24 protein-coding genes are annotated in these 25,994 nt (G+C 66.5%); 5 read left to right on the top strand and 19 right to left on the bottom strand.

Features of this window, described 5'->3' with window-relative positions:
* Positions 1-11 precede the first annotated feature (11 nt).
* The 7 genes from JHD67_RS13880 to folE form a co-directional block, all read right to left on the bottom strand.
* Complete coding sequence (locus JHD67_RS13880; RefSeq protein WP_199099858.1) at positions 12-518, bottom strand: DUF1993 domain-containing protein; 507 nt, start codon at positions 516-518, stop codon at positions 12-14.
* Positions 515-1,855: a TCR/Tet family MFS transporter gene (locus JHD67_RS13875; protein ID WP_199099857.1), complete on the bottom strand. Its 1,341-nt coding sequence runs from the start codon at positions 1,853-1,855 to the stop codon at positions 515-517. Before JHD67_RS13875 ends, JHD67_RS13880 begins: the two co-directional genes overlap by 4 nt.
* Before the next feature lie 187 nt (positions 1,856-2,042).
* Positions 2,043-2,375 (bottom strand): EF-hand domain-containing protein, encoded by a 333-nt coding sequence (locus JHD67_RS13870; RefSeq protein ID WP_199099856.1) that lies wholly within the window; start codon positions 2,373-2,375, stop codon positions 2,043-2,045.
* The gene (locus JHD67_RS13865) at positions 2,375-5,167 is read right to left on the bottom strand and encodes an AAA family ATPase (RefSeq protein WP_199099855.1); all 2,793 of its coding nucleotides are present in this window, start codon (positions 5,165-5,167) and stop codon (positions 2,375-2,377) included. The genes JHD67_RS13870 and JHD67_RS13865 overlap by 1 nt, the downstream gene beginning before the upstream one ends.
* Positions 5,160-5,876, bottom strand: coding sequence for a hypothetical protein (locus JHD67_RS13860; RefSeq protein WP_199099854.1), 717 nt, complete (start codon positions 5,874-5,876; stop codon positions 5,160-5,162). Before JHD67_RS13860 ends, JHD67_RS13865 begins: the two co-directional genes overlap by 8 nt.
* Positions 5,869-7,167, bottom strand: coding sequence for a hypothetical protein (locus tag JHD67_RS13855; protein WP_199099853.1), 1,299 nt, complete (start codon positions 7,165-7,167; stop codon positions 5,869-5,871). The genes JHD67_RS13860 and JHD67_RS13855 overlap by 8 nt, the downstream gene beginning before the upstream one ends.
* Positions 7,168-7,180: 13 nt before the next feature.
* Entirely contained in the window at positions 7,181-7,780 is a 600-nt protein-coding gene (gene folE, locus JHD67_RS13850; protein ID WP_199099852.1) for a GTP cyclohydrolase I FolE, read from the bottom strand.
* 182 nt (positions 7,781-7,962) lie between these two features.
* On the opposite strand from folE, the gene JHD67_RS13845 reads away from it, so the two are divergent.
* Positions 7,963-8,814 (top strand): energy transducer TonB, encoded by an 852-nt coding sequence (locus JHD67_RS13845; RefSeq protein WP_199099851.1) that lies wholly within the window; start codon positions 7,963-7,965, stop codon positions 8,812-8,814.
* Here the strand turns inward: JHD67_RS13845 and JHD67_RS13840 are convergent.
* Both JHD67_RS13840 and JHD67_RS13835 read right to left on the bottom strand, forming a co-directional pair.
* On the bottom strand, positions 8,811-9,665 hold the full coding sequence (locus tag JHD67_RS13840; RefSeq protein WP_199099850.1) for a methyltransferase domain-containing protein: 855 nt from the start codon (positions 9,663-9,665) through the stop codon (positions 8,811-8,813). The genes JHD67_RS13845 and JHD67_RS13840 overlap by 4 nt on opposite strands.
* Before the next feature lie 81 nt (positions 9,666-9,746).
* A complete protein-coding gene (locus tag JHD67_RS13835; RefSeq protein WP_199099849.1) occupies positions 9,747-10,565 on the bottom strand; it encodes a hypothetical protein in 819 nt (272 codons plus the stop codon).
* A gap of 164 nt (positions 10,566-10,729) precedes the next feature.
* Here JHD67_RS13835 and JHD67_RS13830 point away from each other — a divergent pair, with 164 nt between their 5' ends.
* Positions 10,730-11,179, top strand: coding sequence for a hypothetical protein (locus JHD67_RS13830; protein ID WP_199099848.1), 450 nt, complete (start codon positions 10,730-10,732; stop codon positions 11,177-11,179).
* Positions 11,180-11,187: 8 nt separating this feature from the next.
* Here JHD67_RS13830 and rmuC read toward each other — a convergent pair whose 3' ends face one another.
* The 4 genes from rmuC to polA all read right to left on the bottom strand — a co-directional run bounded on the left by rmuC (position 11,188) and on the right by polA (position 18,046).
* Positions 11,188-12,633: a DNA recombination protein RmuC gene (gene rmuC, locus JHD67_RS13825; protein WP_199099847.1), complete on the bottom strand. Its 1,446-nt coding sequence runs from the start codon at positions 12,631-12,633 to the stop codon at positions 11,188-11,190.
* 68 nt (positions 12,634-12,701) lie between these two features.
* Positions 12,702-13,904, bottom strand: coding sequence for a DUF2252 domain-containing protein (locus tag JHD67_RS13820; RefSeq protein ID WP_199099846.1), 1,203 nt, complete (start codon positions 13,902-13,904; stop codon positions 12,702-12,704).
* 25 nt (positions 13,905-13,929) lie between these two features.
* Positions 13,930-15,105 carry a class I SAM-dependent rRNA methyltransferase gene (locus tag JHD67_RS13815; protein ID WP_199099845.1) on the bottom strand — a complete coding sequence of 392 codons (1,176 nt, stop codon included), beginning with the start codon at positions 15,103-15,105 and terminating at the stop codon, positions 13,930-13,932.
* Between the two features lie 208 nt (positions 15,106-15,313).
* Entirely contained in the window at positions 15,314-18,046 is a 2,733-nt protein-coding gene (gene polA / locus JHD67_RS13810; protein WP_199099844.1) for a DNA polymerase I, read from the bottom strand.
* 132 nt (positions 18,047-18,178) lie between these two features.
* Here polA and JHD67_RS13805 point away from each other — a divergent pair, with 132 nt between their 5' ends.
* Positions 18,179-18,673, top strand: a complete 495-nt coding sequence (locus JHD67_RS13805) for a DUF2782 domain-containing protein (protein ID WP_199099843.1) — start codon at positions 18,179-18,181, stop codon at positions 18,671-18,673.
* A gap of 24 nt (positions 18,674-18,697) precedes the next feature.
* Positions 18,698-19,129: an EamA family transporter gene (locus JHD67_RS13800; protein WP_199099842.1), complete on the top strand. Its 432-nt coding sequence runs from the start codon at positions 18,698-18,700 to the stop codon at positions 19,127-19,129.
* Positions 19,130-19,147: 18 nt separating this feature from the next.
* On the opposite strand, the gene JHD67_RS13795 is transcribed toward JHD67_RS13800, so the two are convergent.
* Complete coding sequence (locus JHD67_RS13795; RefSeq protein ID WP_199099841.1) at positions 19,148-19,855, bottom strand: glutathione S-transferase; 708 nt, start codon at positions 19,853-19,855, stop codon at positions 19,148-19,150.
* Between the two features lie 69 nt (positions 19,856-19,924).
* Entirely contained in the window at positions 19,925-20,806 is an 882-nt protein-coding gene (locus JHD67_RS13790) for a LysR family transcriptional regulator (protein WP_199099840.1), read from the bottom strand.
* Between the two features lie 93 nt (positions 20,807-20,899).
* Between JHD67_RS13790 and JHD67_RS13785 the strand changes: the two genes are divergently transcribed.
* The gene (locus JHD67_RS13785; RefSeq protein ID WP_199099839.1) at positions 20,900-21,907 is read left to right on the top strand and encodes a bile acid:sodium symporter family protein; all 1,008 of its coding nucleotides are present in this window, start codon (positions 20,900-20,902) and stop codon (positions 21,905-21,907) included.
* A gap of 446 nt (positions 21,908-22,353) precedes the next feature.
* Here the strand turns inward: JHD67_RS13785 and purH are convergent, their stop codons facing one another.
* The 4 genes from purH to JHD67_RS13765 form a co-directional block, all read right to left on the bottom strand.
* Positions 22,354-23,964 (bottom strand): bifunctional phosphoribosylaminoimidazolecarboxamide formyltransferase/IMP cyclohydrolase, encoded by a 1,611-nt coding sequence (gene purH / locus JHD67_RS13780; protein ID WP_199099838.1) that lies wholly within the window; start codon positions 23,962-23,964, stop codon positions 22,354-22,356.
* A gap of 78 nt (positions 23,965-24,042) precedes the next feature.
* On the bottom strand, positions 24,043-24,495 hold the full coding sequence (locus JHD67_RS13775) for a GNAT family N-acetyltransferase (protein ID WP_199099837.1): 453 nt from the start codon (positions 24,493-24,495) through the stop codon (positions 24,043-24,045).
* A gap of 54 nt (positions 24,496-24,549) precedes the next feature.
* Positions 24,550-24,837: a helix-turn-helix domain-containing protein gene (locus JHD67_RS13770; protein ID WP_199099836.1), complete on the bottom strand. Its 288-nt coding sequence runs from the start codon at positions 24,835-24,837 to the stop codon at positions 24,550-24,552.
* Between the two features lie 299 nt (positions 24,838-25,136).
* Complete coding sequence (locus JHD67_RS13765; protein WP_199099835.1) at positions 25,137-25,952, bottom strand: zinc-ribbon and DUF3426 domain-containing protein; 816 nt, start codon at positions 25,950-25,952, stop codon at positions 25,137-25,139.
* Between the last annotated feature and the right edge of the window lie 42 nt (positions 25,953-25,994).

The following is a 25,994-nucleotide window of genomic DNA, read 5'->3' as shown; positions in this document are numbered from 1 at the left end:
GAGCCGCGCGATCAAGGCTTGCCGATGAAATCCGTCTTGCCCAGTTCCGCGCCAGCCTCGCGCAGGATCGCGTAGGCCGTGGTGCAGTGGAAGAACAGGTTGGGTAGCACGAAATGCAGCAGGTAGCCCTGGCCTTCGAACTGCTGCTCGCCGCTGCGCGTCTTGATGGTGACGGCACGCGTCTCGCTGCCATCGATCTGGTCAGCCTTGAAGCCCTTGATGTACTCGATGGCGCGCTCGACGCGCGCATGCAGCTCGGCGAAGCTGGTTTCGTTGTCCTCGAACTTGAGCGGGTCCACGCCGGCCAGGCGGGCGCAGCCGTTCTTCGCCATATCGGTGGCGATCTGCACCTGGCGGGTCAGCGGCAGCATGTCCGCGGTGAGGCGCGCCTGCAGCAACAACGAGGGTTCGTACTTGCGTGCATGCGCGTGTTCTTCGCCTTTGCGCAGCACATGCTGCAGGTTGTGCAGGGCACGCAGGAACACGGGAACGGAAGCCTGATACATCGACAAGGTCATGGGGTTTGCTCCGGGGAATCGGGGTTGGAAGAGGGTGTGATGGTGGCGATCGAAGCATGTTCAACCGGCTTGGCGACGATGGCATCACCTTGCGCAAGATCATGCGCGCGCCTCGTCACGCGCACCGCGATCACCGTGCCTATCGCCAGCAAGATCGCCGACAGCACAAAGGCCAGCCCGGGCAGGTGCAGTGGAGCGTTGGGCGAGATCGAGTACGAAAACACCTGGGCGAACAGGTAGGGCCCGAAGATGCCGGCAAAGCTCGACAGGCTGCTGATCGCGCCCTGCAAGCGGCCCTGTTCGGACGGGTCCACCTGATGCGTCATCAGCGACTGAATCGGCGGTCCGGACAAGCCCCATAGCGCCATCAACGGAATACCCAGCAAGAACACCGCGCCGCTGTCGGCCAGGCCCATCACCACGAACGCGCCGATGCCGCACAACATGCCGCTCAGCATCAGGCGACGCTCACCCAGCCGTGGCGCCAGGCGCCGTGTCAGCACGGCCTGCACCAGGCCATCGCAGGCGCCGACCAGCATCAACACATAACCCACCGCCTGCGTGCCCCAGCCATAGCGGTAATCGGCATACAGCACAAACGTGGTCTGCAGCACGTAGTGCGCCAGATACACCAGGAACATCACCACCGCCAGGCCCAGCGCCAGCGGATAACGCCGCAACAGCGCCAGCGAACCCAGCGGATGCGCCGTGTGCAGCTCAAAGCGCGGCGTGCGCCGTTCCTTGGGCAGCGACTCGGGCAACACGAACAAGCCATAGAGGAAATTGCAGGCCGCCAGCCCAGCGGCCACCCAGAATGGCAGGCGCAAATCGTAGTGGCCGAGAAAACCGCCCACGCCCGGTCCGATGATGAAACCCAGCCCGAACGCGCTGCCTAGGATGCCGAAGGCCGCGGCGCGCTTTTCCTTGGGCGTGATGTCGGCGATATACGCGTTGGCCGTGGTAAAGCTGGCGGCCGTCATGCCCAGCAGCACGCGCGCCACGAACAGCAGCCACAGCGTGGGCGCCAGCGCCAGCAGCACAAAATTGATAGCCAGGCCGGCATTGGAAATGAGGATCACCGGTCGCCGCCCAAAACGATCGGACAAGGCGCCCTGCACCGGCGAAAACGCGAACTGCACCGCCGCGAACACCGTACTGAATACGCCCACCCACCACGCCGCATTGGCGATACCGCCACCGGCGAGCTGTTCCACCAGATGCGGCAGCACCGGAATGACGATGCCGAAACCCAGCATGTCCAGCACCACCGTGATGTAGATCAACACCAGCGCAGCGCCGCGGCGGGAGGAGAGGTCGGTGGTGGCGGACGGGTCCATGGGGAGTCGCAGGGGGTGAGGTGGGCACGATAGCCGATTGCGGGGAAGGGTGGGTGTGCGGTGCAGTACGGGGTGGTTGCCGCTCGCGCGGCACCCTGGCGACCCCGGCCAAAAGCATCAAAAATCCAACGCGCCATCCCACAAAAGCACCGAATGGAAAGCTCGCCGCGCCAAGCGCGAGCCACCCTTATCCCTGGGGTGGCTGCGCCAATTCACGCGCATCCAGATACCCATCGTGATTGCGGTCGAGCTTATGGAACTGCCGGCGCAAATTATCCTGGAACTGCTTGAGCGTGATGGGTTTGCCATGCCCCCCGGGCAATTCATCCGGTGTCAGCACCCCGTCGTGATTCACATCCAGGCGATAGAACCCTTCGCTCATGTGCGCCACGTACTCCGCCTCGCTTACGCGCCCGTCGCCATCGGTATCGAACTGCCGCAGGTATTCCTGCGGCGTGCTCTGGGCAAGTGCACAGAGCGGAAACAGCAGCAGGGCGGCGAGGGCGGCCCTGCGCGGCATCAGGCGGCCTCGGTGCGGCGGCGTAGTACTGCCAGCGGCTGCGCCCAGGTGGCGCCGGGGCGGCGCTTGCTGGTGACCAGGGTGAGGTCGCTGGGCTGGAACACGTTGATGTTGTGCGTGGCCGGGGTGGTGAGAATGTACTGGGCGCGGGTGGACTTGAGGAAGGCGCCCACCTTGTCGATGTTGAAGATGTCCAGATGCGCAAACGGCTCGTCGATGAATACGAAGCCGCCCGGGCGATCCTCGTCGCGCATCAGCGCCACCAGCAACAGCAGCGACTTCATTACCTGCTGGCCGCCGGAGGCTTCGCCGTCGTCCATGCCGATCCAGCCCTTCTTGTCGAACTCGAAGCGTACGGTGAGGCCGGCCTGGGCCAGTGCGAGGTCCTCGTTGGACAGTTCCGGCAGCTCCACTTCCACGCCGATGCCGGCCAGGTCTGCCAGCACCTTCAGGTTACGGGCGTAGCGCTTGACTGTATTGCGCAGCACGTTGAGGTAGGCGCCGCGCGCTTCGTGGGTGATGCGTGCGGCGCGCTCCAGGTGCACGCGCCGGCGCTGCAGATCCTGCTTGAGGCCGTCGTGGTCGTTGGCGAATTTGTCGCGCAGCGGCAGGCAGCCATCGTCGGTTTCCCAGTGCCCTTCGTTCACGCGGCGCTCGATGCGTTCGATCTCGCGGCGTACGGCGGCGGGCGATTCGTAGCGCTCGCGCAGTTCGAGCATGGCGCGGCGGCTGCGGTGGGCGGGGCGTACGTGGTTGCGCTTGTGGCGGAAGGCCTTGAGGCGGTCGATCTGTTCGTTGCGCGACTGGTTGAACAGGCGCGCGCTATCGGCCAGTTGTTGCTGGGCTTGCTTGTGTTCGCGCGCCTCGTTGTCGCGCTGGCGCGAGTTCTGCTGGCGCTTTTCGCGCACCGCCTCGTAATGCGCTTCGGCGGCGGCGTAGCTGTCGGCGCAACGCTGCACGTCGTCCTGCAGGGCGGCCTGCGCTTCGTGGGCGGCGGCGAATTCATCGGCGCGGTCGGCGAGCTGGCCGCTGGCGTTGGCGCCGCGCAGCAAGCTTTCGGCGTCGCTGGCTTCTTCCTGGAACGTTTTGCGCTTTTCGCTAAGCGCGCGCAGCTGCTTTTCGATCTGCTGCAGGCGATCCTCGCCTTCGCGCAGTTGGCGCTCACGTGCGGCGCTGCCAAAGTACACATCGTCCACGCCCAGGTGACGGCCGCCACGACGCTCGCGGAAGTAACCCTGCGGGGTGATCCAGTCCTGTTCCTTGCCCAGCTTGGCGCCGTCGGCCACGTCTTCGACGCGGCGAATGCGGTCGAGCTGGCGCAGCAGCCATTCTGGCGCCGGTGCGCTGAAGTCCACCACTTCCAGCAGCGAGCCGCGCGTGGGCGTGGTGGTAGGGGCACGCTCGGCCACCACGAAGTGCTTGTAGCGATGCTGTTCGCCCAGGCGCCACGCGGCTTCGCGATCGCGCGGATGATCGAGCAGCACCACATGGCGATACCCGGCCAGCACCGCTTCCACCGCGGCCTGCCAGCGCGGCTCGGTGATCTCCACGATCTCGCTCAGCATGCTGTGGCCGATGTTGGCCTCGTCCAGCGCGCGGCGGAACGTTTGCTCGAACTCCGGCGTGTAGCGCTGGCCGCGACGCCAGGCGCTGAGCTGCGCGGTAAGCGTGGCGAGTTGTTCGCGCAGGCGCGTTTCGTCGGCCTGCAGGCGGCCCAGCTGGCTGCGTGCCTCGACCAGGCGCTTGCCTTGCTGTTCGTGATCGGCACCGTCCTGCTCGGCGACCAGCTTGCGCAGATGTTGTTCCTGCTTGAGCACGGTGGCGTTGGCGGTTTCGGCGCTGCGCGCTTCGTCCAGTTGGGCCTTGGCCTGTTGGCGCGCCTGGTCGGCGCTGTGCTGCTCACCGCGCAAGGCTTCTTCCTGGGCGTCGAGCGCCTGCAACTGCAGTTGCAGCTCCACGTCGCGCGCGGAGAGGTCGCGGCATTTGCGCTTGAGGCCCAGCAATTGCGGGCGCGCGCCGCGGATGGCGGCGTGCAGTTCGGCCAGTTCGGTGCGCGGCAGCGTTTCGGCCACCAGGTCGGCGTGTTCGCGTTTGAGCGCATCCCACTCCTGCCAGGAGCGTACGCGGCCTTCGGCTTCCTGCAGGCTTACGCCGATCAGCGAGAGCTGGTGCTCCAGGCCGTGCAGTTCGCGGTCGGCTTCGATCTGTTCGTTGCGCGCGCGCTGGTAGTCCTCCAGCACGCTCTTGTCGCCGAACACGTCGAATACCAGGTCCAGCAGCGCCTTGGGTGGCAGCTGGCACAACTTGTCGGTGGCGCCCTGTTCCAGGGTAAGCACGCGACGGATCGCCTGCGACAGCCCGGCGCCTTCCAGGCGCACGCGGTATTCGCGCAGGCCCAGCCATTCGTTGCGCGCTTCGATCTCGTCGATGCTTACGTCGCCGCCGAGCACGGCGTACTGGCGCTGCCACTCGCCGCCTTTCTTCTGGATGCGCAGGGCCAGCGTGACTTCGCTGTCCATGATCGGGAAGAACGGTCGCTCGCCACGCGGCCCCGGAATATTGCCCACGCGGGCGCGCAGCCAGGCGAAAGGCTTGCCGTTGTGGCGCAGATAGCTCTTGTAGTCGCGGTTGCCGGCGCAGTCGATGGTGAGCAGCGTGCGCAGCGCATCGAGCAAGGTGGTCTTGCCCGATCCATTGGGGCCGACCACGGTGACGATGTTGGTATCCAGCGGCAGGCTGAAGCGCTGCCAGTAGTCCCAGTGGATGACTTCGAGGCTGCGGAAATCAAACATCGTGGATCACTTCGCTGTCTTCCAGTTCTTCGGTGTCGTCGTAAAGCGGTTCGTCGCTGCCGGGCGGTTCGTCGCGCGGCGTGATGCCGGCCAGCAGATCGCCCAGCGCGCCATCGAGGATGCGTCGCGCGGTGCGTTCGTAATCGAACACCAGATCCAGGAGCGGGCCCTCGGCGATCTCGCCTTTGCGACGCACCACGAAACCGTGGCGGCTGAGCACGCCAAGATTGAAGTTCACGCGCGTCTTGCCGCCCAGCTTGTCGCCGAAGTCGGCCAGCAGGGTGCGCTCGGCGACCACCGGGGACAGCGAGGGGTCGCGGGAAATCGGCTTGCCCTCGGCGAACATCAGCGTCTGCGAGGCATCGGCTTCGGCTTGCTGGCGGTCAAGCTGGCGTTGGCGCTTGGGCAGCACGATCAGCGCCCATAGCACCACCAGCAGGGCCACGGCGTCGCGGTCGAGCTGCAAGGTGTTGGAAATCCAGCTGTCGCTGCCGCCGAATACCTGGCGCTCGGCGCCCCGGGTGACGGCCACCCCGATGTATGCCGAGTACGGGTGTTCGCGCAGCTCCAGGCCAACGGCGGCGAGGCGGCGGTCGAGGTCTTCGCGGAAGGCTTCGTCCAGCAGCGCCTTGCGCGCCTGGGCGTCGTCGCGCGGCAGCCAGCGCTGCGAGAGCAGGCGGGCGACCAGCGCAGCGGTTTCGTCATGCATGCGGTTTGTCCTTGCGAGAGTGCAGGCGGCCCGCGCTGACCAGCGCGATCGCCGCCAGGCCTGGGTCGATCAGGCGTGGTTCGATTTCCAACTGCAACGGCAGGCGTGCCAGGTCGGCGGTAGGGCCTTGCAGGGCGGAGGATTCCGGGTCGCCGAGCAAACCCAGCAGCGAGAGACGGTATGCGCTGAGCGCGTAGTCCTCGCCACGCAGCGCATCGCGCAGCTCCAGCGGATCGGTCACCGCAGCCAGTTCGCCGTGCCAGGCCAGCAAGGGCGAAAGATCGTCCTCGTCGATGGGCAGGTCGTGCGTGGTCGGCGTGGCTTCGGCGGAGGGAAGTTCGTTGCTTTCGGCGGCGGCGCGCTCGCGTTCGAGCAGTTCGAATTCAGCCACGTCCAGCGCGATCTGGTCCTGCAGGAACGGGGGCTGCACGGGCATCAGGTGCGCCTCGTCCGCATGCAGGGCCAGCTTCTCGGCGCCCTGGGCGCGCAGCCAGGCCACCAGGTCCGACGAGGACAGGCCGGTACGGCCCAAGTGCACGCGATGCTGGTCGATCTTATTGAGTTCGCGCTGGAACACACCGGCCTGACGCAGCAGCGCGCTCTGCGCGCGGCCCACGGCCTGGGCGAGACGGTGCGTGGCGGGGTCCAGCTCGTCGCTGTCGGCGATGGCGCTGACCACTTCGGTGCCTTTCTCCACCCAGGTCCACACCGACTCCAGGCGCGCGGCGGCGCGGCGGATGCGGTGCTCGGAGCCGGACAGCACGGCGCGGTCGAAGTCTTCCTTCAGTTCGGACAGGCGCGACAGCAGATGCCCCAGCTCGTCGGCGGAAAGGCGGCCCACAGCCTGCCCTGCGGCCAACTGGGCGGTGAGGTAGCCCAGGCCGTCTTCGTCGTCGCGTTCAAATTCCAGCAGCGTGCTGACGGCCGCCATCGCCTTGCGGCCCAGCGGGCTCACGCGGTAGCGCAGCGTTTCGCTGTCCCAGGTGAGCAGCTCGTGCTCCTTCAGGCGCTGCACCACGGTTTCCAGCTTGACCGGCTCGACGAAAGCGAGCTGGTCGCGGATTTCCGCAGGCGTCCATTCCGGGGCGTGAGCGCGTGCACCCAGCGTGCGCAGCACCAGCAGGCGCAGCAGCACCTGGGCTTCGCCACCGTGGAACAAAGCGCTGAAGGCGCGCAGCAACGCACGGCCGCGCAGCAGCGGAAACACGGCGGGCAGGTCTTCGGCGCTGACGCCTTCGCGCAGTACGTCTTGCAGACGCTCGTCGGCGTCCGCGCTTTCGATAGGCAACATCAATGGCTAAAGCTCATCGACCGCCGTGAATGCCGATGAACTGGAGGAACTCCGAGCGTGTGCGGGCATCGTCGCGGAAAGCGCCCAGCATTTGGCTGGTGACCATCGACACGCCGCGCTTGTGCACGCCGCGGGTGGTCATGCATTCGTGGCTGGCGTCGATCACCACGGCCACGCCGGCCGGGTGCAGGTTGTCCTGGATGCACTGCGCGATCTGCGCGGTGAGCTTTTCCTGCACCTGGAAGCGGCGGGCAAAGGCGTCCACCACGCGGGCCAGCTTGCTGATGCCCACCACGCGGTTGGTCGGCAGGTAGCCCACGTGGGCGCGGCCGATGATGGGGGCCATGTGGTGCTCGCAATGGCTCTCGAACTCAATGTCGCGCAGCACGACCATTTCGTCGTAGCCGGCCACCTCTTCAAAGGTGCGGCGCAGGTACTCGCCTGGATCGACCTGATAGCCGGCGAACCAATCCTTGTAGGCCTTGACCACGCGCTTGGGCGTATCGAGCAGACCTTCGCGGCTGGGATCCTCGCCCGACCAGCGCAACAGAATCCGCACGGCCTCCTCGGCCTGTTCGCGGGTGACTTCGGTCGGTTCGTGACGCTCGCTCATGCGGGTTCCTTCGGGTACGGCTTGAGACCCTTCAGTGTAACGCCCTCGTCAAGCTCCGGGCGGGTGGGGCGCGACAGGTCGGGCGATCAGCCACTGCACCGCCGCGTGCGGGCGTCAAGTCTTGCGCTTACGCCGGACACGCGGCCGCTTTACACTCGACCAAAATCAAGGGAGTGACAGCAATGAAACCGGGATTCGCCATCAGTTTATGTCTTTTGTTGGGGGCGGCCGCCGGGCTGGCGCAGGCAGACAGTGTCAGTGGTGCTGTCGAGGCCAGCATGCTGGTGACCGGCACGGTGGAGGTGAACCCCGACGGCAGCCTGCATGGCTATACGCTGGATCGGCCTGAAAGGTTGCCGGCGCCGGTGCGGGACGTGATCGGTAAGGTCATGCCGCATTGGGAGTTCACGCTGTCCGCACCAAGCGGACAGGTGGTGAAGAGCAACATGAGCCTGCGCGTCCAGGCCAAGCCTGCCGGTGATGGCAACTACAAGCTGAGCGTGGATGGGGCCTCGTTCGGCGCCAAGGAGAAGCCATCTGGCGAGACGGTGAGCTACAAATCACGCAAGCCCGCGCCGCGCTATCCAGCGGCTGCGCTGAGTGCCCGGGTGAGCGCTACCGTCTATCTGCTCGTGCGCGTGGGCCGTGATGGCACGGTGCAGGAAGCCATCGCCGAGCAGGTGAACCTGGATCAGTACTCTAGCGAGAGCCAGATGAGCTTGCTGCGCAAGCAGTTCGCCGAGGCTTCGCTCTCCGCAGCCAAGTTGTGGACGTACAACCTGCCGACCGAGGGCGAGCGCATGGATGATCCGTATTGGGTCGTGCGCGTGCCGGTGAATTTCGGCCTGACCATGGGCAGTATGGCCGCCAAGGAGCACTACGGCACGTGGCATCCCTACGTTCCGGGGCCGCGCGCGACCCCCCCGTGGATCAGCCAGGCGTTGCTTAGCGAGGCACCTGACGCCACACCGGACGATGGCCTGGACGCCGGCAATTCCAGACTGCGCCTGAAAACTGCTCTGGGCGGTAGCTAGCCCCGCGAGCGAAACAGCGTAATGCGGTGGGCCTCGCGTGGGCCCACCAGTTCCAGCCACGGCTCGTTCGCCACCGCGTCGGTGCATGGGCCCAGCGTGGCCAGGCGGATCGGGCGCTGGCGCCCTTGGTGCGCCAGCTTGTCCAGCATCTCGCGCAGGATGCCGCCGCTGAACGGCGTGTAGAGATAGAACACGGTACCGCGCGAGATATCGGCCTCGCGCGCGTCCTGGGTGAGGAATTCCACGCGATCCAGTTGCAACGCCTGGGCCTGCCGGCGAGCCGCCTCCGCGTAGACCGGTTCGCGTTCGATGCCGATGCTGTGGGCGCGGGTGCAGATCGACACCAGCAGGGGCACGTGCCCCATGCCCGAACCCAGGTCCACCAGCACGTCGTCCGGGGTGAAGCGCACGCGCTCGATCAGTTCGAACACATGGCGTGCCGGCGTGGGTTGGTAGAACACCATGTCCGCGTCGAGCGCATGCAGGGGTACGCCGGGTTCCTCGAAGGCGAGCACATCGCTCACCAGCGCATCGAGGTGATCGTAGCCTTGCGGGTCGCCGGGATGACCCCGTTCGCCCGGCGCGACCCAGCCGCGCAGCGCATGGCCACCCGCCCCCTGCTTGATCGCCAGGCGAATGGCTTCGCCCAGGCGTTGTTGCACGCGATCCAGCCGCGCCCATACCGCTTCGCCACGTTGTCGCCAGTCCGCGCCATCGGTCGCACACGTACCCGCCTGCAGCAGTTCGTCGAGGCGATCCAGCGCCTGCACCCGCTCGCGCAGTCGGTCGGGCTGTTCGAGTGAACGATCCTGTTCCAGTTCGCGGATCAGGGTGGGCAAGGCATCCAACATGCGTGGCTCCTACGGGACGCGGCGGGCGTCCCGCATGCTGCCATGTATCAGCCTGCCGGCAGTTGAACGAGCGGGCGCGAGTTACCGCGGGTCGGGAACAAAATGACCGGGAAAAGGATCGGGCCGCGTGGGCAGCGTCGATGCCTGGGGCAGCACGCCCTGGGCGATCAGGCGTTCGCGCGTGTCGTAGTACAGGGTGATTATTTCATCGGGCGTGCGCGAAGCGCGTTGGAAATTGGTGTAGTTCACCTGGGAGTTTTCGCGCTCGCCGTGACCGGTGCCCAGCGGTCCGCGGTCGATGGGTAGGGCGCTGACCGGCGGGGGCACCGGCATGATGGCGGCACGCGGTGCCGCCGCGGCGCTGGATTCAACCGGTGCGGCCGGCGCAGCAGGCGCGGGTGCGGGCGGCGCCTGCTGCGCCTTCGCCATGGCGATGCCCGGCGCGGGTTGCAGTTCACGCGGGCGAAACACCGCTACGCCGATCACGCCCACATTGTCCGGTCGGCCGGTGCGCTCGGCGTAGCTGTTGGAGGCATCGGCGAACACGAAGTCCGCCACTTCCGACAGGCTCTTGCGCCAGCCGCGCACCTGCGCGCTGGCGCGCGGCGCGAGCACGTAACCGGTTTGCGACCAGTCGGCGGTATCGCCGGAAATGGCATTGATGCCGTCTACGGACAGCACGCTCAGCAGGCGCCCGTACTCGCGACTACGTAGCTGGATCTCATATCGGTGGCCCGGTTGGCCGGCCACGTAATAGCGGCCTTGATAGGCATACACCGGCAACGCTTGTTCGCTGGTGCGGTCGTACACGGTCAGGTCCACCAATCGCCCGACGGCGGCGGCGTTGCCGCTGGCGGCGAGTGCGGCCAGTGCCGCAAGCAACAGGGTGCGCGGATTCATCCGAAGGCTCCTGGCAGGCACCGACGTCCGGTGCATGAGATGAAACGCGATATGCCTGGCGATGGGGTTAAGCGCCCCTCGGGGCGGCCGGTTGGTGGCATGCACGCGCTCAAGTTTCTGGCCTGGCGGCCGATCTACCGGGCGACTATGCACAAGGAATGGCCATGAGCATCGGCATCCATATGGATACCTCCAGCATCCCCGTGAGCATCGCCGGCGCGCCCGCGTCGGCCAGCGCGGCTTCATCGTCGGAAGGCATCACGTCGGGCTCGCATGTCAGCGTGGCAGGCAGCGCGATCAAGTCGCCGGCCAACAGCGCGAGCGCCAACGGTGGCAGCGACGGCAGCACCAGTGCCGCGAGCCCCACGGTGCAAGCGTTGCTGCGCGAAATCGCTCAGCTACAGAAAATGCTGGCCCAGCAGCAACAGCAATTGCATGCCGCCACGTCTGGCCCGCAGGCCAAAGATCCCGCCAACCTGGCGCGTGTGACCGCATTGCAGGCGGCAATGACCACCACCATGGGGCAGTTGGAGTCGGCGGTATCCGCGTTGAGCACGGCGCTGCTGGCCGAAGGTAGCGGTAGCAGCGGTAGCCTGGTCAGCGCCTCGGCTTGAGCTAGCGCTCAGCCTTCGTTCTCTTCATCGCCGCTGTCGTCGATGGCGGGGGCGTCGGCCAGCAGTTGCTGCGCTTCGTTGCCGGGCAAGGTTTCAACGCCCTTCAACTTGCGCTCGATGGCGCGCGTCCGCACGCTGGCCTGCTCGATGACGTTGCTGGCTTCGTTGAGCTTCTTGCGGGTCTTTTCCAGCACGGTGCCAAACTTGCCGAATTCGGTCTTCACCGCGCCGAGCAAGGTCCACACTTCGCTGCTGCGCTTGGCGATGGCGAGTGTGCGAAAGCCCATCTGCAAGCTGTTGAGCAGGGCGGTGAGCGTGGTGGGGCCAGCCACGGTGACGTGGAAATCGCGCTGCAAGGCTTCGAACAGGCCGGGGCGGCGGATGACTTCGGCATACAGGCCTTCGGTGGGCAGGAACAGCACCGCGAAGTCGGTGGTGTGCGGAGGAGCCACGTACTTGCCGCGGATGCGCTTGGCCTCCTCGCGCACGCGCGTTTCGAGTGCGCGGCCAGCCTGGGTGGCCGCATCGATATCGGCCGCCTCCTGGGCATCGAGCAGGCGCTGGTAATCCTCCACCGGGAATTTGGCATCGATAGGCAGGTAGAGCTGGCCGCCTTCGGTGGCGCCAGGCATGCGCACGGCGAATTCCACGCGGTCGCTGCTGCCGGGAATGGTGACCACGTTGGCATCGTACTGATCGTTGGTGAGCAATTGCTCCAGCAACGCGGCCAACTGCACCTCGCCCAGGATGCCGCGCGTCTTCACGTTGGTGAGCACGCGCTTGAGATCGCCCACGCCGGTGGCGAGGCTCTGCATTTCGCCCAGGCCGCGCTGCACTTGCTCCAGGCGCTCGGACACCAGGGCGAAGGACTGGCCCAGGCGCGTTTCCAGCGTGGTCTGCAGCTTTTCGTCCACGGTGGCGCGCATCTGTTCCAGCTTGGCGGCGTTGTCGTCCTGCATCGCCTTGAGCTTGGTTTCGAGCGTGGCGCGCACTTCACCCATGCGCTTTTCATTGTCGGCGGTGAGCGCACTGAGGCGCTGCTGCTGTTGTTCGCCGAAGCGGTTGAGGGCGACGGTGAGTTCCTCGCGACTGCGGCGTGCGTCTTCGGTTAAGCGCTGCGACAGCGCCTGCAGGCCGGCGTCGGTGCGTTCGGTGAGCACATCCAGGCGCTGGCCGAAGTGGCCGATGCGCTCGTGCTGCTGCGTACTCATGTTGCCGAGCTGCTCTTGTACGAGGCCACGGAACTGGGTGAGCGACTGGGTGATCTCGCCGCGTCCGGCGCGCTGCTCCTGCGCCAGCGCGTCGCGCAGGTGGCGGTTGTCGTCTTTGAGCGCGTCCAGGCGCGCGGTGAGGCTGCCATCGTCGCGGCCGCGAAGCAGGTTCATCACCTGCAGGGCGATCAGCGCCAACACGGCGAGGACGAGCACGATCAGTAAAAGGTCGGTCAAAGACATGGCAATACCCAGGAGCACAGGGCGCCAAGTGTACGCGCTGGCGTCTCAGAAGCCGGGATCGGCCCGGGCTATGGCCTAAACGCGCCTTTGTCGTAGGCCTTGGCGAAGGCCTGCCAATCGCGCCGGGTGCGCTCGGCGCATTCCAGGGCCAGCTCGCGCAGCTGCACGGGCCAGCGCCGTTTTTCGGCAAAGGCCATCAAGCTGTCGGCGGTGACCGAGCCCTGACGGCCGCTGCTGCGCAGTTGTGCCCAGGCGGTAAGGCGCCCCATGGCGCTGAGCACGCCCTCCAGCCGTTCGAACTTGCCATGCCAGTCGGCCAGCGCCACGCGATCCTCGGTGGGTTGCAGGCCGCGCAGTACATAGCTCTTGCGGCCCATGCTCACGGCCCGCAGAAACGCCGGCGAAATCGCCTGCATGCGCTGCTGCACGCCGACCACGCGCGCGGCCTCGCTGGCCCAGTCCGGTTGCGGCACGCTGAGCTGGGGAACGAGGGAAGAGGGCAGCGCCTGCTTGAGGTCGAGCAGGTAGTTGCCGTCTGGCGAGCCCTTGCCCTGGACCAGGATGGAGTAACGATCCACGCCCAGACTGCCGGTGCCGGCGATGCGGCGCGCCACGTCGATGACTTTATAGAACGCGGGGTCGGGCTCGTGGGCGCAGATCTTGCCGATCAACGCGGTGACCTTGTCGCGCTGCTTGTCGGTGACCGGCAGCGCGCGCTTGCCATCCAGGCGGATGCTGCGGCGCTTGCCCTTGCGTTCGGTGCGGCTGTCGAGGAAGTGCGATCGCAGCCGGCCGCGCAGGCTGTCGAGCAGGTCGCCAACCATGCCTTGCGCGGTATCGCGCTCGATCCAGCGCGCCTTGCCGAGGCGCAGCGCCTCCACGTAGGCATCCAGGAAACAGCCGCACAGGTGGTTGGCCTGGGCTTTGCTCAAGGTCAGGCTGCCGGCGGCCAGATGCACGCTGGTGAGCAGGCGGATCAGTTCCCAGCTGCTTGGTGCCAGCGCCGCCTCGTCGAAATCGTTGAGGTCGAAGTAGACCAGGCGGTTGTCGCCCTTGTAGCTGCCGAAGTTTTCCAGGTGCAGGTCGCCGCACACCCAGGTGAGCGGCGCCTTGGCCAATACCTTGGCTTCGGGCAGGCGCGCATAGAATCGATGGCAGCTGCCGCGCAGGAACACGAACGGGTCGCGCCGCATCGCGGCGTACTTGCGTTCGAGACGCTCGGGATCGCGTCCGGCGTTGTAGTCACGAAGGGTTTCGACAACATCGAGCATGCGCGCCTCCAGGCGATGGCCATCACTACATCACGCGACAGAACACCGCTTTCAGATAGCGACCTTCCGGCACGTCGCTGCGGAACGGATGGTCGGCACCGGCGCCGGCCACGTGGAGCACCTGAATTTCGCGGCCCGCATTGAGCGCCACGCGACGCAGCATTTCCAGGAAATCCGCCTCGCTCACCAGGCCCGTGCACGAGCAGGTCAGCAACAGGCCGCCGGGCGGAATCACGTCCAGCGCCAGGCGATTCATGGCGAAATACTTTTTCAGCGCATCTACCACCCGGGTGCGATCGCGGGTGAGCTTGGCGGGATCAAGGATCACCGCATCGAATTGCTCGCCACGCGCCACCGCCGCGCGCAGCCAGTCGAAGATATCGGCCTGCTCGAAGGTGGCCGGCACATCGTTGGCGGCGGCATTGGCGCGGGCGATCTCCAGGATGCCCGGGTCCATGTCCACGCCGATGGCCTCGCGTGCTCCCGCTGCCAGGGCGTGCACGGCGAAGCCGCCGGCGTTGCAGCACAGGTCGAGCACGCGCCGGCCCTTGGCCAGGCGCGCAAAGTGATGGCGGTTCTCGCGCTGGTCGGCAAAGAAACCGGTCTTGTGACCGTAGCCCGGCGCGGCATGGAAGCGCAGGCCGTGCTCGTGCACTTCCACCGGCACGGGGGCATCGGGCGAGCGGCAGTCGAACGACTCCTGCTTCTGCACGTGGCTCTCGGCGAACCAGTACAGGCGCGCGTCGGGGAAGTGGCGCTTGAGCGCGGCATGGATGGCCTCGCGGAAGCGCCACATGCCGGCAGCGAAATATTCGATCACCAGGATGTCGGCATAGCGATCCACCACCAGGCCCGAGAGCCCGTCGCCTTCGCTGTGCACCACGCGCCAGGCGTCGCTCACGCGGTCGAGCTGCAGCAGTTCCTGGCGCAGCGTCACGGCGCGGTCGATGCGTGCGGCGATCCACTCGGCATCGACCGCTTCGGCCGGGTCGGTGGTGAGCAGGCGCAGGGCAATGCGCGCATGCCCGTTCCAGAAGCCGCGACCGACAAAGCGGCCCTTGGCGTCTTCCACGTCGACCACGCTGCCGGGGGGCAGGCGGGTCTCGGGCTTGATGACCTGGGCGGACCACACCCAGGGGTGGCCGGGGGCGCGGTCGGTTTTGAGGCGGATGATGGGGAGGGGGGAATGGGGAGTGCTCATCCGCCCATGATAGCTGGTGCGGGGAGGGGCTCAGGTGCTGGCATAAGGGGATGGGTTAGAGGGGATGCGGCGTGGTGGGCTCGCTCGGCGCCGGTTGGGCGTCTCGCGTCCGCACCTTGTCCTCTCCCTCGCCGTCATCCCCGCGAAAGCAAGCGCGACCCAGCGTGCAGAAAACACCCCGGTCGCGCCCAGCCGAATCAACGCACCCTCAGTGCGCCTGATCCCAATTGGCTCCAACGCCCACATCCACCACCAACGGCACCGACAACTCGGCGGCGCCCGACATGCGCTCGATCACCCCTGCGCGTACCGCATCCACCGCGTCCTTGCGCACCTCGAACACCAGTTCATCGTGCACCTGCATCAGCATGTGGGCGTCGTCGCGGTCGCGCAGCCAGTCGTGCACGGCGATCATGGCGCGCTTGATGATGTCGGCGGCGGTGCCCTGCATCGGTGCGTTCACCGCGGCGCGTTCGGCGCCGGCACGCAGCGCCTGATTGCGTGACTGCAGGTTTTCCAGATACAGGCGGCGGCCGAACAGGGTTTCCACGTAGCCCTCGCGGTGCGCGCGCTCGCGTGTGGCTTCCATGAAGGCGTGCACGCCGGGGTAGCGGGCGAAGTAACGCGCCATGTAATCGCTGGCTTCGCCGCGGTCCACGCCGAGCTGGCGGGCCAGGCCGAAGGCGCTCATGCCGTACATCAGGCCGAAGTTGATCGCCTTGGCGGCGCGGCGCTGGTTGGCGCTGACCTCCTCGGGCGTAAGGCCGAATACTTCGGCGGCGGTGGCGCGGTGCACGTCGCCGCCTTCGTGGAACGCCTTGAGCAGGCCTTCGTCGCCGGACAGGTGGGCCATGATGCGCAGCTCGATCTGCGAATAGTCCGCCGCCAGCACCACCCAGCCCTCGGGCGCCACGAAGGCCTGGCGAATGCGGCGGCCTTCCTCGGTACGCACCGGGATGTTCTGCAGGTTCGGGTCGCTGGAGGAAATACGCCCGGTGGCGACCGCGCCCTGGTGGTAGCTGGTGTGTACGCGGCCGGTGCGCGGGTTGACCATTTCGGCCAGCTTGTCGGTATAGGTGGAGCGCAGCTTGGCGAGGCCGCGATAGTCGAGGATCAGGCGCGGCAGCGAGTGATCGTCGGCAATGGCCTCCAGCGCCTCTTCGTTGGTGGAGGGCTGGCCGGTGGGCGTCTTGAGCTTGGCGGGCAGACCCAGTTCGTCGAACAGGATGGCCTGCAACTGCTTGGGCGAATCGAGATTGAACTCGCGCCCGACGTCCTTCCATGCCTGCTGTTGCAGCTCAAGCATGCGCTTGCCCAACTGCTGGCTCTGCATGCGCAGTTCGCTCACATCGATCAGCACGCCACGCTGCTCCATGGCGGCCAGCACGGGCACCAGCGGTATCTCGATGTTTTCGTACACCGCCTGCAGCGCGGGGATGCTTTCCAGCTTGGGCCATAGCGCGTGGTGCAGGCGCAAGGTGATATCCGCGTCCTCCGCCGCGTAACGACAGGCGGTATCCAGGTCCACCTGCGAGAACGGAATCTGCTTGGCGCCCTTGCCGGCTACTTGCTCGTACTTGATGGTGTCGACGTCCAGGTATTTCTTGGCGAGCGAATCCATGTCGTGGCGTGTGGCGGTGGCGTTCCACACGTAGGATTCGAGCATTGAGTCGTGCTTCAACCCCTGCAGTGCGATGCCGTAGTGCGACAGGATGTTGATGTCGTACTTGGCGTGCTGGCCCATCTTGGGGCGGCTGGGGTCTTCGAAGAACGGCTTGAGCGCGGCCAGCACGTGATCGCGCGAAAGCTGCTGGGGTGCGCCCGGGTAATCGTGGGCCAGCGGCACGTAGCACGCGTGACCCGGCTCTACCGAGAGGCTCAGGCCCACGATGTCGGCCTGCATGGCGTCGATGGAGGTGGTTTCGGTATCGAAGGAGACCAGCGGTGCGTGGGTGACCTTGAGGAGCCATGCGTCGAACTGCGCCTGGGTGGTGACCAGTTCGTACTGGCCGGCCATGTTCAGCGTGGGCTCGTTCTGCAGCAGCGTGCCCTGGGCGGGTGCGCGGCTGACTTCGGGGCTGGGCGCCGCACCGGCGCTGGCGCCGTCCAGTTCCTTCAGTGCCTGCTTGAACTCGTAGCGCGTGTACAACTCACGCAGCTGCGCGACGTGACGCTCGTGCAGGGTAAGCGCCGTCACCGGTTGTTCCAGGGCTACGTCGGTCTTGATGGTGACCAGTTCGCGCGAGAGCGGCAGCTGCGGCAGCGCCGCGCGCAGGCTCTCGCCGATCTTGCCGCCGACCTTGTCGGCGTTGGCCATCAGGTTATCCAGCGAGCCGTATTCGGCCAGCCATTTGGCGGCGGTCTTGGGGCCGCACTTGGGCACGCCGGGCACGTTGTCCACGGTATCGCCGGTGAGGGCGAGGAAGTCCACGATCTGTTCCGGCGGCACGCCGAACTTGTCCATCACGCCGGCGCTGTCGGTGGTCACGTTGGTCATGGTGTTGACTAGCGTGATGCCCGGGCGGACCAGCTGCGCGAGGTCCTTGTCGCCGGTGGAAATCTCCACCTCGATGCCTTGCGCGTGCGCCTGCTCGGTGAGCGTGCCGATCACGTCGTCCGCTTCCACGCCGTCCACGCGCAGGATGGGGAAGCCCAGTGCGCTCACGATATCGAGCATGGGTTGCACCTGGGCGCGCAGGTCGTCGGGCATCGGCGGCCGGTTGGCCTTGTACTGGTCGTACAGCGCGTTGCGGAAGGTTGGGCCGGGCGCGTCGCTGACGAAGGCGACGTAGTCGGGCTTGGCCTTGAGCGTGGAGCGCAGCATGTTGACCACGCCGAACAGTGCGCCGGTGGGCTCGCCGTGCGCGTTGCTGAGCGGCGGCAGGGCGTGGAAGGCGCGATAGAGGTAGGACGAACCGTCGATGAGAATGAGCTTGGCCATGCGGGGGATTGTCGCATGCGTTGGCGGGGCACGTGGCCGCGCCCGCGCGGCGTGTCCTTCGATCACTCTCGATTCACGAGCCGCATCGGGTGGCGCTGCTATGCTTTGTGAAATTCAGCAGAGGCCGTCGTCATGAAATCCGTTTCCCTGCTTATCGCGCTTGGTATGGCGGTCGCGTCTCCTTCGTTTGCGCAGTCCGCCAGCCAGTTTCCGCCCGCACCGCCGCCGCCGGGCATGAACGATCCGGGCGTGAAAGCGGTGACCCCGCCGCCGACTCCGGCCAACGCGCCGGCCAGCAAGGCCAACCAGCCGACCGCCGATAACTCCGCGCCACTCAGCCAGCCGGCCGGCGCCTCCGCGCCGCAGCCGCGCGACGCGCGCGGTGACGCGCCGCCGACGGTGAACGTGCGCACCGAGGGCGATCAGACCATTCAGGAATACCGTCGCAGCGGCCAGCTCTACATGGTGGTGGTGACGCCCAAGAGCGGCATCCCGCAGACCTTCATGGTCGACCAGAAGGGCGCCTGGACCAATGCGGCCGGCGAGCCGGTGAAGCCGGTGATGTACAAGGTCATGGAGTGGGGCAAGGGCAAGTCCGCCGACGACCAGGACAATGGCGGTCAATAAGGCGCCGCGGCTGGCGGAGCAGGCGTGAACCTGCGCGAAAGCTGGCTGCTGTTTGCTCTGGGCTCGGCGTTCTTCGCCGCGCTCACCGCGCTGTTCGGCAAACTGGGCGTGGCGGGGATCAACTCCAACCTCGCCACCTTCATCCGCACCATCGTGATCCTGCTGGTTACCGCCGGCATTCTCAGCCTGCGCCATGAATGGGCGAAGCCCACCGGTCTGCCGGTGAGCAGTTGGGTATTCCTGGTGTTGTCCGGCGTGGCGACCGGCTTGTCGTGGCTGTGCTACTACCGCGCTCTGCAATTGGGTCCGGTGAGCAAGGTGGCGCCGATTGACAAGCTCAGCGTGGCGATCGCCATCCTGCTGGGTGTGCTGTTGCTGGGCGAGACGATGAGCTGGCCGCTGGCGATTGGCGGTGCGCTGATCGTGGCGGGTGCCGTGATTATCGCGGTGTTCTGATCGGCGCGCGCTAGCGCGCTAGCCATCCAGCTCGGTGTAATGGCGAAAGATGCCGTTTTCGTTGAAGGGCAGCCGCCGCTCGGACGCAAGATAGGCCGCGAGCCGCGGGCGCGCCGCCACGCGCTCACCCAGTGCGTGCAAGTGCGGTAGCCGTCGCTTGAGACGCTTCATGGCGCCAGGGAAAGCGTAGGTAAGCCCGGCCATCAACTGGAACAGCGAGAGGTCCACATACGAGTGGCGTCGACCCAGCGCGTGGCGTCCATCGTTGCTGGCCACGATCTGTTCGAAGTACCCCAGGTACTTGGGCATGCGCTGCGTGCGAAAGGCCGCCGCACGCTTACGCGCCTCGGCGCGCTGCTGTGCGTAGTACAGCTCGCCCGATACCGGGTGATGCGTGTCGTGCACCTCGGCCACGATGTCGCTGATGGTGAGTTGCAGCTGCAGCGCGTAGCACTGGCTGGCGGCCGACGCCGGCACCAGGCCGTGGCGGGGCGCGAGAAAAGCCAGGATGTTGGCGGTCTGCGCGATCACCTGCCGCCCCGCGCGCAGGAACGGTGGCGCAAACGGCCGCGCGCCCGGTTGCGTGCCCCGCAGGAACGACATCATCACCGCATCGCCTTGTTCGCGGGCGACGTCGAGATAGTCGGTGCCGCTGTCCTCCAGGGCCAGGCGCACGAATTCGCCACGGCCCTGGATGCCGGTCCAGTAGTAGAGCTGGTAACGCATGGGGCTGGCCCTCCGTCGATCCAGGCGAGGGTAGGCGGCGCGCGCGCAAGATGGCGTGAGCGGCGAGGCTCAGCGTTGCGCGGACCGCTCGCGCAAACGCGCCCAGACCAGGGCAGCCAGTGGTGACAGCGAGCGTTGGCGACGCTTGATCAGCACGATATCGCGATGCTCCAGCGGCGACAGTGGTCGCGTGATCAGGCTGGGCGGCGGGGGCGAAAGCGCGGGGCTCACGCTGATGCCCAGGCCCGCTTCCACCATGCGGAAGGCGGTGAGGGTGTGGCCGGTTTGCTGCACGATGTTCGCCTCGATGCCGCGGCTGGCGAAGGCGTGGTCGATCAGGCGACGGCTGCCGGAGGAGTAGTCGAGCAACACCAGCGGTTCGCCGCGCAATTTTTGCCAGGGCACGCGCTCCAGCCGCGCCAGCGGGTGGTCGGGGCGACACACCAGCACGAAGGGGTCGCGCAGGATGCGCTCCACGTCGAACTCCGCGCTGGCGGCCGGTGCAATGGCCACGCCGAAATCCACCTCGCCGCCCCGCACGCTATCGAGCACCAGCGTCTGCGCCTGGTCATGCAATTGAATGGTGAGCTCGGGATAGCGCTGCGCGCAGTCGGCGATGCATAGGGGCATCAGCCCGGCGGAGAGCGTGGGTACCGAGGCCACATGCACCTTGCCGCGGCGGCGCTCGCTTTCCGAATGCAGATGACCGAGCACGCCTTCCAGCTCGTCCAGCACGCGGCCCACCGCGCTTTCCAGGTAACGACCGGCCTCGGTGGGCACCACTTCGCGGGTGGTGCGATCGAACAGGCGCACGCCCAGCTCGGCCTCCAGCTCGGCGATCTGCCGGCTCACCGCCGGCTGGCTCAGGTGCAGGCTCTCCGCCGCACGCCGGAAATGCTGCTGCTGGGCCACGGCCAGGAACACGCGGAGCTGGCGCAGGTTGATATTCATGCGTTTATAGTATCAATACTTCCGATAAAACGATTTGAATAATTAATCCGGCGGCGCTCCAATAGTGCTCTCCCGCTCGATGGTCCCAACGCCATGTTTCTGCGTCGCTTTCTACCGGATCGCTTTACCTGCGCACTGATCACCACGGTGATCCTGGCCAGCTTGCTGCCGTGTCGTGGCGCGGCCGCCAGCCTATTCGAAGTGCTTACCGACGCTGCGATTGCGCTGTTGTTCTTCCTGCATGGCGCCAAGCTTTCACGCGAAGCGGTGGTGGCCGGCATGACGCATTGGCGCCTGCACCTGACGGTGCTTGCCAGCACGTTTGTGTTGTTCCCGCTGCTGGGCTGGCTGCTGCGCCCGCTGCTTTCCCCGCTGGTAACCCCGGATCTGTACCTTGGCGTGCTGTTCCTGTGCACGCTGCCCTCCACGGTGCAGTCGTCCATCGCGTTTACCTCGATGGCGCGCGGCAATATTCCCGCGGCGATCTGTGCGGCGTCGGCGTCGAGCCTGCTGGGTATTTTCATCACGCCGCTGCTGGTGGGCGTGATGCTGGAATCGCATGGGCAGGGCGGTATGTCGTGGAATGCCGTGGGCGGCATCGTGATGCAATTGCTGGTGCCGTTCGTGGCCGGTCAGGTGGCGCAGCGCTGGATCGGCGGCTGGGTGGGCCGTCATCGCGCCATGCTGACCTATGTCGACCAGGGTTCGATCCTGCTGGTGGTGTATACGGCCTTCAGCGCGGCGGTGCTGCAGGGCTTGTGGAAGCAGGTGCCGCTGACCGTGCTGATCGGCTTGCTGGTGGTCAACGCGATTCTTCTGGCGGTGGCCTTGGTGGTGACGCGTTACGGTTCGCGCGCACTGGGCTTTGGCCGCGCAGATGAAATCACCATCGTGTTCTGCGGCTCCAAGAAGAGTCTGGCGAGCGGCGTGCCGATGGCCAAGGTGCTATTCGCCGGCCATCCGCTGGGCACCATCGTGCTGCCGATCATGCTGTTTCATCAGATACAGCTGATGACTTGCGCGGTGCTGGCGCGGCGTTATGCGGCGCGGCCGGAGGAGGTGACGCGCGAGGCGGCGGAGCAGGCACAGGTGGTGCGCTGAGGGGGCGTGGCTTGTCCTTGCCCATGACGTCATCGCACGAGCTTGCCCCGGTGCGACGATATCGCGCCTGCCCGCTTTAAGTCCGCTTGGTCACGGCGCGCCGCGGTGTAGCCGCTGTGTTGCGGCGGAGGTTGCCACCCAGTCGGGTCCCTCAAGCCCGAAGGCTTTTTCCACCCCATCGCTGCGAGCCTGAGAGGCCATCTCTTTGGGTTACTTTTCTTTGGGTCAGCAAAGAAAGGTGACTCGATCGCTGGCAAGCGATCGAAACGCCCGCGGCGCAGGCGGCCAGATCGCCGCATGGCTAGCACCAAGAGCCAAAGGCACGGGGTGAGCCCTTCGGCTGTTGAAAAGCGCCTCCTGCTTTCGCAGGGACGACGGCGTCAATGACGCCGTGTGATGAATACCCACCAAGCCCCGCTCCCTACCGGGAAACGGGGCGGGTTCGATCAATGGCGGAAATGGCGGATGCCTGTGAACACCATCGCGATATCGTGCTCATCCGCCGCAGCGATCACCTCGGCGTCGCGCATCGAACCGCCCGGCTGGATCACCGCGCGGATGCCCGCCGCCGCCGCCGCGTCGATGCCGTCGCGGAACGGGAAGAACGCGTCGGACGCCATGACCGAGCCGGCCACTTCCAGCTTCTCGTCGGCAGCCTTGATGCCGGCGATCTTGGCGCTGTACACGCGGCTCATCTGGCCTGCGCCCACGCCGATGGTCTGGCGGTTCCTGGCATAGACGATGGCGTTGCTCTTGACGTACTTGGCCACCTTCCACGCAAAGATCAGGTCATCCACTTCGGCCGGTGTCGGCGCGCGTTTGGTGACGATCTTCAGGTCGTCGGCCTTGACCATGGCGCGGTCGGCGGTCTGGATCAGCAGCCCCGAACCCACGCGGCGCACGTCGTTGCCCGGATGCGGCGCGCTGAGGTCGCCGCCGGCCGGCACGGGGATCTCCAGCACGCGCACGTTGACCTTCTTGGCGAAGATCTTGAGCGCTTCGTCTTCGTACCCCGGCGCCAGCACCACCTCCACGAACTGGCGCTCGACGATGGCGCGCGCGGTCGCGGCATCCACCGCGCGGTTGAAGGCGATGATGCCGCCGAAGGCCGAGGTGGGGTCGGTCTGGTACGCCAGGTCATAGGCGCGGCCGATGCCGTCCAGGCTCACCGCCACGCCGCAGGGGTTGGCATGCTTGACGATCACGCAGGCCGGCTTGGTGAAGCTGCGCACGCATTCCCACGCGGCATCGGAGTCGGCGATGTTGTTGAACGAGAGTTCCTTGCCCTGCAGCTGGCGGAACGTGGCGAGCGTGCCGGGCGAGGGGTACAGGTCGCGGTAGAACGCAGCCTGCTGGTGGGGGTTCTCGCCGTAGCGCAGGTCCATCAGCTTGACGAAGCGACCGTTGGCCTGCGCCGGGAAGGCGTCGTGGCCGGCGATGGCGTCGAGCGTGTCGTTGAGCTGCAGGGCGGAGAGGTAGTCACTGATCGCGCCGTCGTAGTTGGACACGCGATTGAAGGCGGCCACCGCAAGCGTGAAGCGGGTGGCGCGGGTGAGGCCGCCGTGCGCTTCGATTTCGGCCAGCGCTTCTTCGTACTGGTCAGGCGAGGTGAGGACGCCCACGTCGTTCCAGTTCTTGGCCGCCGAGCGCAGCATGGCCGGGCCGCCGATATCGATGTTCTCGATGGCGTCTTCCAGCGTGCAGTCGGGCTTGGCCACGGTCTGCTCGAACGGGTACAGATTGAGCACCAGCAGGTCGATGGCGCCGATGCCCAGTTCGGCCATCACGGCATCGTCGGTACCGCGACGGCCGAGCAGGCCGCCATGTACCTTCGGGTGCAGCGTCTTCACGCGACCGTCCATGATCTCGGGAAAGCCGGTGACGTCGCTCACGTCCTTTACCGGAATGCCGGCGTCGCGCAAGGCCTTGGCGGTACCGCCCGTGGAGAGCAGCTCGACGCCCTTGGCGGACAGCCGGCGGGCGAGGTCGAGCAGGCCCTGTTTGTCGGAAACGCTAAGCAGGGCACGACGGATCGGTGCCAGGGCAACGGCGGACATGAGGCGGATTCCTGGGGGAAAGACCGCAATTATAACCCCAGCCCTCCCGCGCCCGCGCGTTTGGCCGTCCGAAGGGGCTTAGCGGCGCAGCACCAGGTGCAGCAATGGGAACGGGCGACCGCTGGCATCCTGTTCGGAGCGGCCCATGCGCACGAAACCGTAGCGTTCGTAAAAACGGGTGGCTTGCGGGTTTTGCTCGTTCACGTCGACGGTCCAGGCAGGGCCGGGCGATGCTTCCGCCATGACCGCGTCCAGCAGCTGGCGTCCCAGACCCTGGCCGTGCAGCGCGGGGTTCACGAACAGCGCCTCCACATGGTGCCCGGCGGTGGCGATAAAGCCCTCGACGCAGCCGCTGCGTTCGACAACGCGCACGTTTAGCCGTCCAAAGATGGACGGCAGGAACGAGCGGAAGAACACCAGGTCGTCCTCGGCCAGAAAGTCATGGGTCGCGCGGACCGCGGCTTCCCAGATTTCCGTAATACGAGGTTCGTCGGCGTTGCTGGCGGCGCGAATCGAAACGGGGGCGGGCATGACGACGTTGTTCTGGTGGTGCGACAGCAAGCGCGGCGACGCCGCGCTTTGGAATCACAGCAGGCCGTGTGCGGCCAGCTTCTTGCGCAGGGTGGCGCGGTTGATGCCGAGCACCGCGGCGGCGCGGCTCTGGTTGCCGTCGTGCCAGGCGAGCACCTCGCGCAGGAGGGGACCTTCGACTTCGCGGATCACGAGCGCGTGCAAGCCCTCGCCACACTCCGTATCGCCGATGTCGGCGAGGTAACGGCGGACGGTGCGACTGACGCATTCGCTCAACGCGCTCTGCGACGAAGCTTCCGAAGTCGCTTCGTTGACAGGCAGTCTGACGGCATTCACGGGCATTTCCCCTCACGTTCTACCGCAACGACTACGTGGGCCGTTGCATTTGATTATGGCAATACCGCGGGCGGCGGCTCGCATGGAACGCCGGGTGCAGCACAAGACGAAGGGGCGAGTTTACCCTCGCGTGCCAACAATTTTAAGTCCCCGTTGCGTGAACGATGCCCACCTGGACGGGCTCAGTGAAATGGCGTATGGACAAATCACCCGGGACATGGCACGGCCTATGCGTGAACCGGCAGGGCCTTGGCGACGGCTATGACGGGTGTAGCCCGGTCGGATGGGTGCCGTCGAATGGACGGCTATTCGAAACCGAATTCGAAAGCGACCGCCTTGCCGTCGGGGTCTTCCACTTCCAGCATCAGCGCGGCGCTGGCGCCGGGCCCAAGGCCGCGCTGTTGCACGCCGGCATCGCCAAGGTATTCGCTGGGGCGCAGGCGGCGCATGGCCAGGCGTTTGCCGTTGGCGTCGGACAAGGTGATGGATACCACCGGGAACGGCTGGGCGAACGAGGCGTCGTTGCGCAGGCTGGCGGTGATCAGCAGGGCGCCAGGCACCGAGGGGTGCGACTGCACGTCGCGGGCCAGCAAGGTCAGGCGCGCGGTGTCCTGCACCAGGGGCAAGCGGCAGCTCAGGCTGGCGCAGACGTCGCGCAATACCGGGCCGACCGTGTCGTCGGCGATCAATGCGTCGCGCTTGGCCCAGGCGATCTGGCCGCCCAATGCCAGCAGCAACAGCAGGCAGGCGCTGATCCACGGCCAGCGACGGGCCCGCGGTTCCTGTGGCCGAGCAAAACGCGGAGTGACGACCAGGGTGCTGAAATCTTCCACGTCGTCGCGGATGCCGGCGGGCGCATCCGCGAGGCCTGCGACGGCGGTCGCCACCTCGGGCTCGGCCGGCGGCTGCGGGCGATAGACTGCCAGCTCCAGCCGCGGCGGCGGTTCGGGCATGCGGGGGGCGAGGTACTCGAATGGTTCGGGCGGCAGCTGGTCCACCAGGGTGGCGAGTGCGTCGAACTCGATGCCGCAATGTCCGCACATGACCTGGCCGCGCGCTTGCGCAAGCGTTTCCGTGTTCAGCGAGAACACGGTCAGGCAATCGGGGCATTGGGCGTACATAGGGACCGCGGTTGTCGAACTGTGGCAAGCCTAGTGCAGGGC

This window comes from Dyella sp. ASV21 (genome assembly GCF_016428975.1).
In the GTDB taxonomy this organism is placed as follows: Bacteria; Pseudomonadota; Gammaproteobacteria; order Xanthomonadales; family Rhodanobacteraceae; genus Dyella.
Note: the sequence above shows the minus strand (reverse complement) of the source record. Positions and strands in the feature narration are given on the sequence as shown.

Excerpts from the sequence above, each read along its gene's own strand:
- JHD67_RS13830 (WP_199099848.1), top strand. The coding sequence starts at position 10,730 with ATGAGCATCGGCATCCATATGGATACCTCCAGCATCCCCGTGAGCATC.
- JHD67_RS13840 (WP_199099850.1), bottom strand. The coding sequence starts at position 9,665 with ATGTTGGATGCCTTGCCCACCCTGATCCGCGAACTGGAACAGGATCGT.
- JHD67_RS13795 (WP_199099841.1), bottom strand. The coding sequence starts at position 19,855 with ATGCGTTACCAGCTCTACTACTGGACCGGCATCCAGGGCCGTGGCGAA.
- JHD67_RS13770 (WP_199099836.1), bottom strand. The coding sequence starts at position 24,837 with ATGCCCGTGAATGCCGTCAGACTGCCTGTCAACGAAGCGACTTCGGAA.
- JHD67_RS13855 (WP_199099853.1), bottom strand. The coding sequence starts at position 7,167 with ATGTTGCCTATCGAAAGCGCGGACGCCGACGAGCGTCTGCAAGACGTA.
- JHD67_RS13845 (WP_199099851.1), top strand. The coding sequence starts at position 7,963 with ATGAAACCGGGATTCGCCATCAGTTTATGTCTTTTGTTGGGGGCGGCC.
- JHD67_RS13765 (WP_199099835.1), bottom strand. The coding sequence starts at position 25,952 with ATGTACGCCCAATGCCCCGATTGCCTGACCGTGTTCTCGCTGAACACG.
- JHD67_RS13820 (WP_199099846.1), bottom strand. The coding sequence starts at position 13,904 with ATGCTCGATGTTGTCGAAACCCTTCGTGACTACAACGCCGGACGCGAT.
- folE (WP_199099852.1), bottom strand. The coding sequence starts at position 7,780 with ATGAGCGAGCGTCACGAACCGACCGAAGTCACCCGCGAACAGGCCGAG.
- JHD67_RS13865 (WP_199099855.1), bottom strand. The coding sequence starts at position 5,167 with ATGTTTGATTTCCGCAGCCTCGAAGTCATCCACTGGGACTACTGGCAG.
- JHD67_RS13870 (WP_199099856.1), bottom strand. The coding sequence starts at position 2,375 with ATGCCGCGCAGGGCCGCCCTCGCCGCCCTGCTGCTGTTTCCGCTCTGT.
- JHD67_RS13790 (WP_199099840.1), bottom strand. The coding sequence starts at position 20,806 with ATGAATATCAACCTGCGCCAGCTCCGCGTGTTCCTGGCCGTGGCCCAG.
- JHD67_RS13835 (WP_199099849.1), bottom strand. The coding sequence starts at position 10,565 with ATGAATCCGCGCACCCTGTTGCTTGCGGCACTGGCCGCACTCGCCGCC.
- JHD67_RS13815 (WP_199099845.1), bottom strand. The coding sequence starts at position 15,105 with ATGAGCACTCCCCATTCCCCCCTCCCCATCATCCGCCTCAAAACCGAC.
- JHD67_RS13805 (WP_199099843.1), top strand. The coding sequence starts at position 18,179 with ATGAAATCCGTTTCCCTGCTTATCGCGCTTGGTATGGCGGTCGCGTCT.
- JHD67_RS13880 (WP_199099858.1), bottom strand. The coding sequence starts at position 518 with ATGACCTTGTCGATGTATCAGGCTTCCGTTCCCGTGTTCCTGCGTGCC.
- rmuC (WP_199099847.1), bottom strand. The coding sequence starts at position 12,633 with ATGTCTTTGACCGACCTTTTACTGATCGTGCTCGTCCTCGCCGTGTTG.
- JHD67_RS13785 (WP_199099839.1), top strand. The coding sequence starts at position 20,900 with ATGTTTCTGCGTCGCTTTCTACCGGATCGCTTTACCTGCGCACTGATC.
- purH (WP_199099838.1), bottom strand. The coding sequence starts at position 23,964 with ATGTCCGCCGTTGCCCTGGCACCGATCCGTCGTGCCCTGCTTAGCGTT.
- polA (WP_199099844.1), bottom strand. The coding sequence starts at position 18,046 with ATGGCCAAGCTCATTCTCATCGACGGTTCGTCCTACCTCTATCGCGCC.
- JHD67_RS13775 (WP_199099837.1), bottom strand. The coding sequence starts at position 24,495 with ATGCCCGCCCCCGTTTCGATTCGCGCCGCCAGCAACGCCGACGAACCT.
- JHD67_RS13860 (WP_199099854.1), bottom strand. The coding sequence starts at position 5,876 with ATGCATGACGAAACCGCTGCGCTGGTCGCCCGCCTGCTCTCGCAGCGC.
- JHD67_RS13875 (WP_199099857.1), bottom strand. The coding sequence starts at position 1,855 with ATGGACCCGTCCGCCACCACCGACCTCTCCTCCCGCCGCGGCGCTGCG.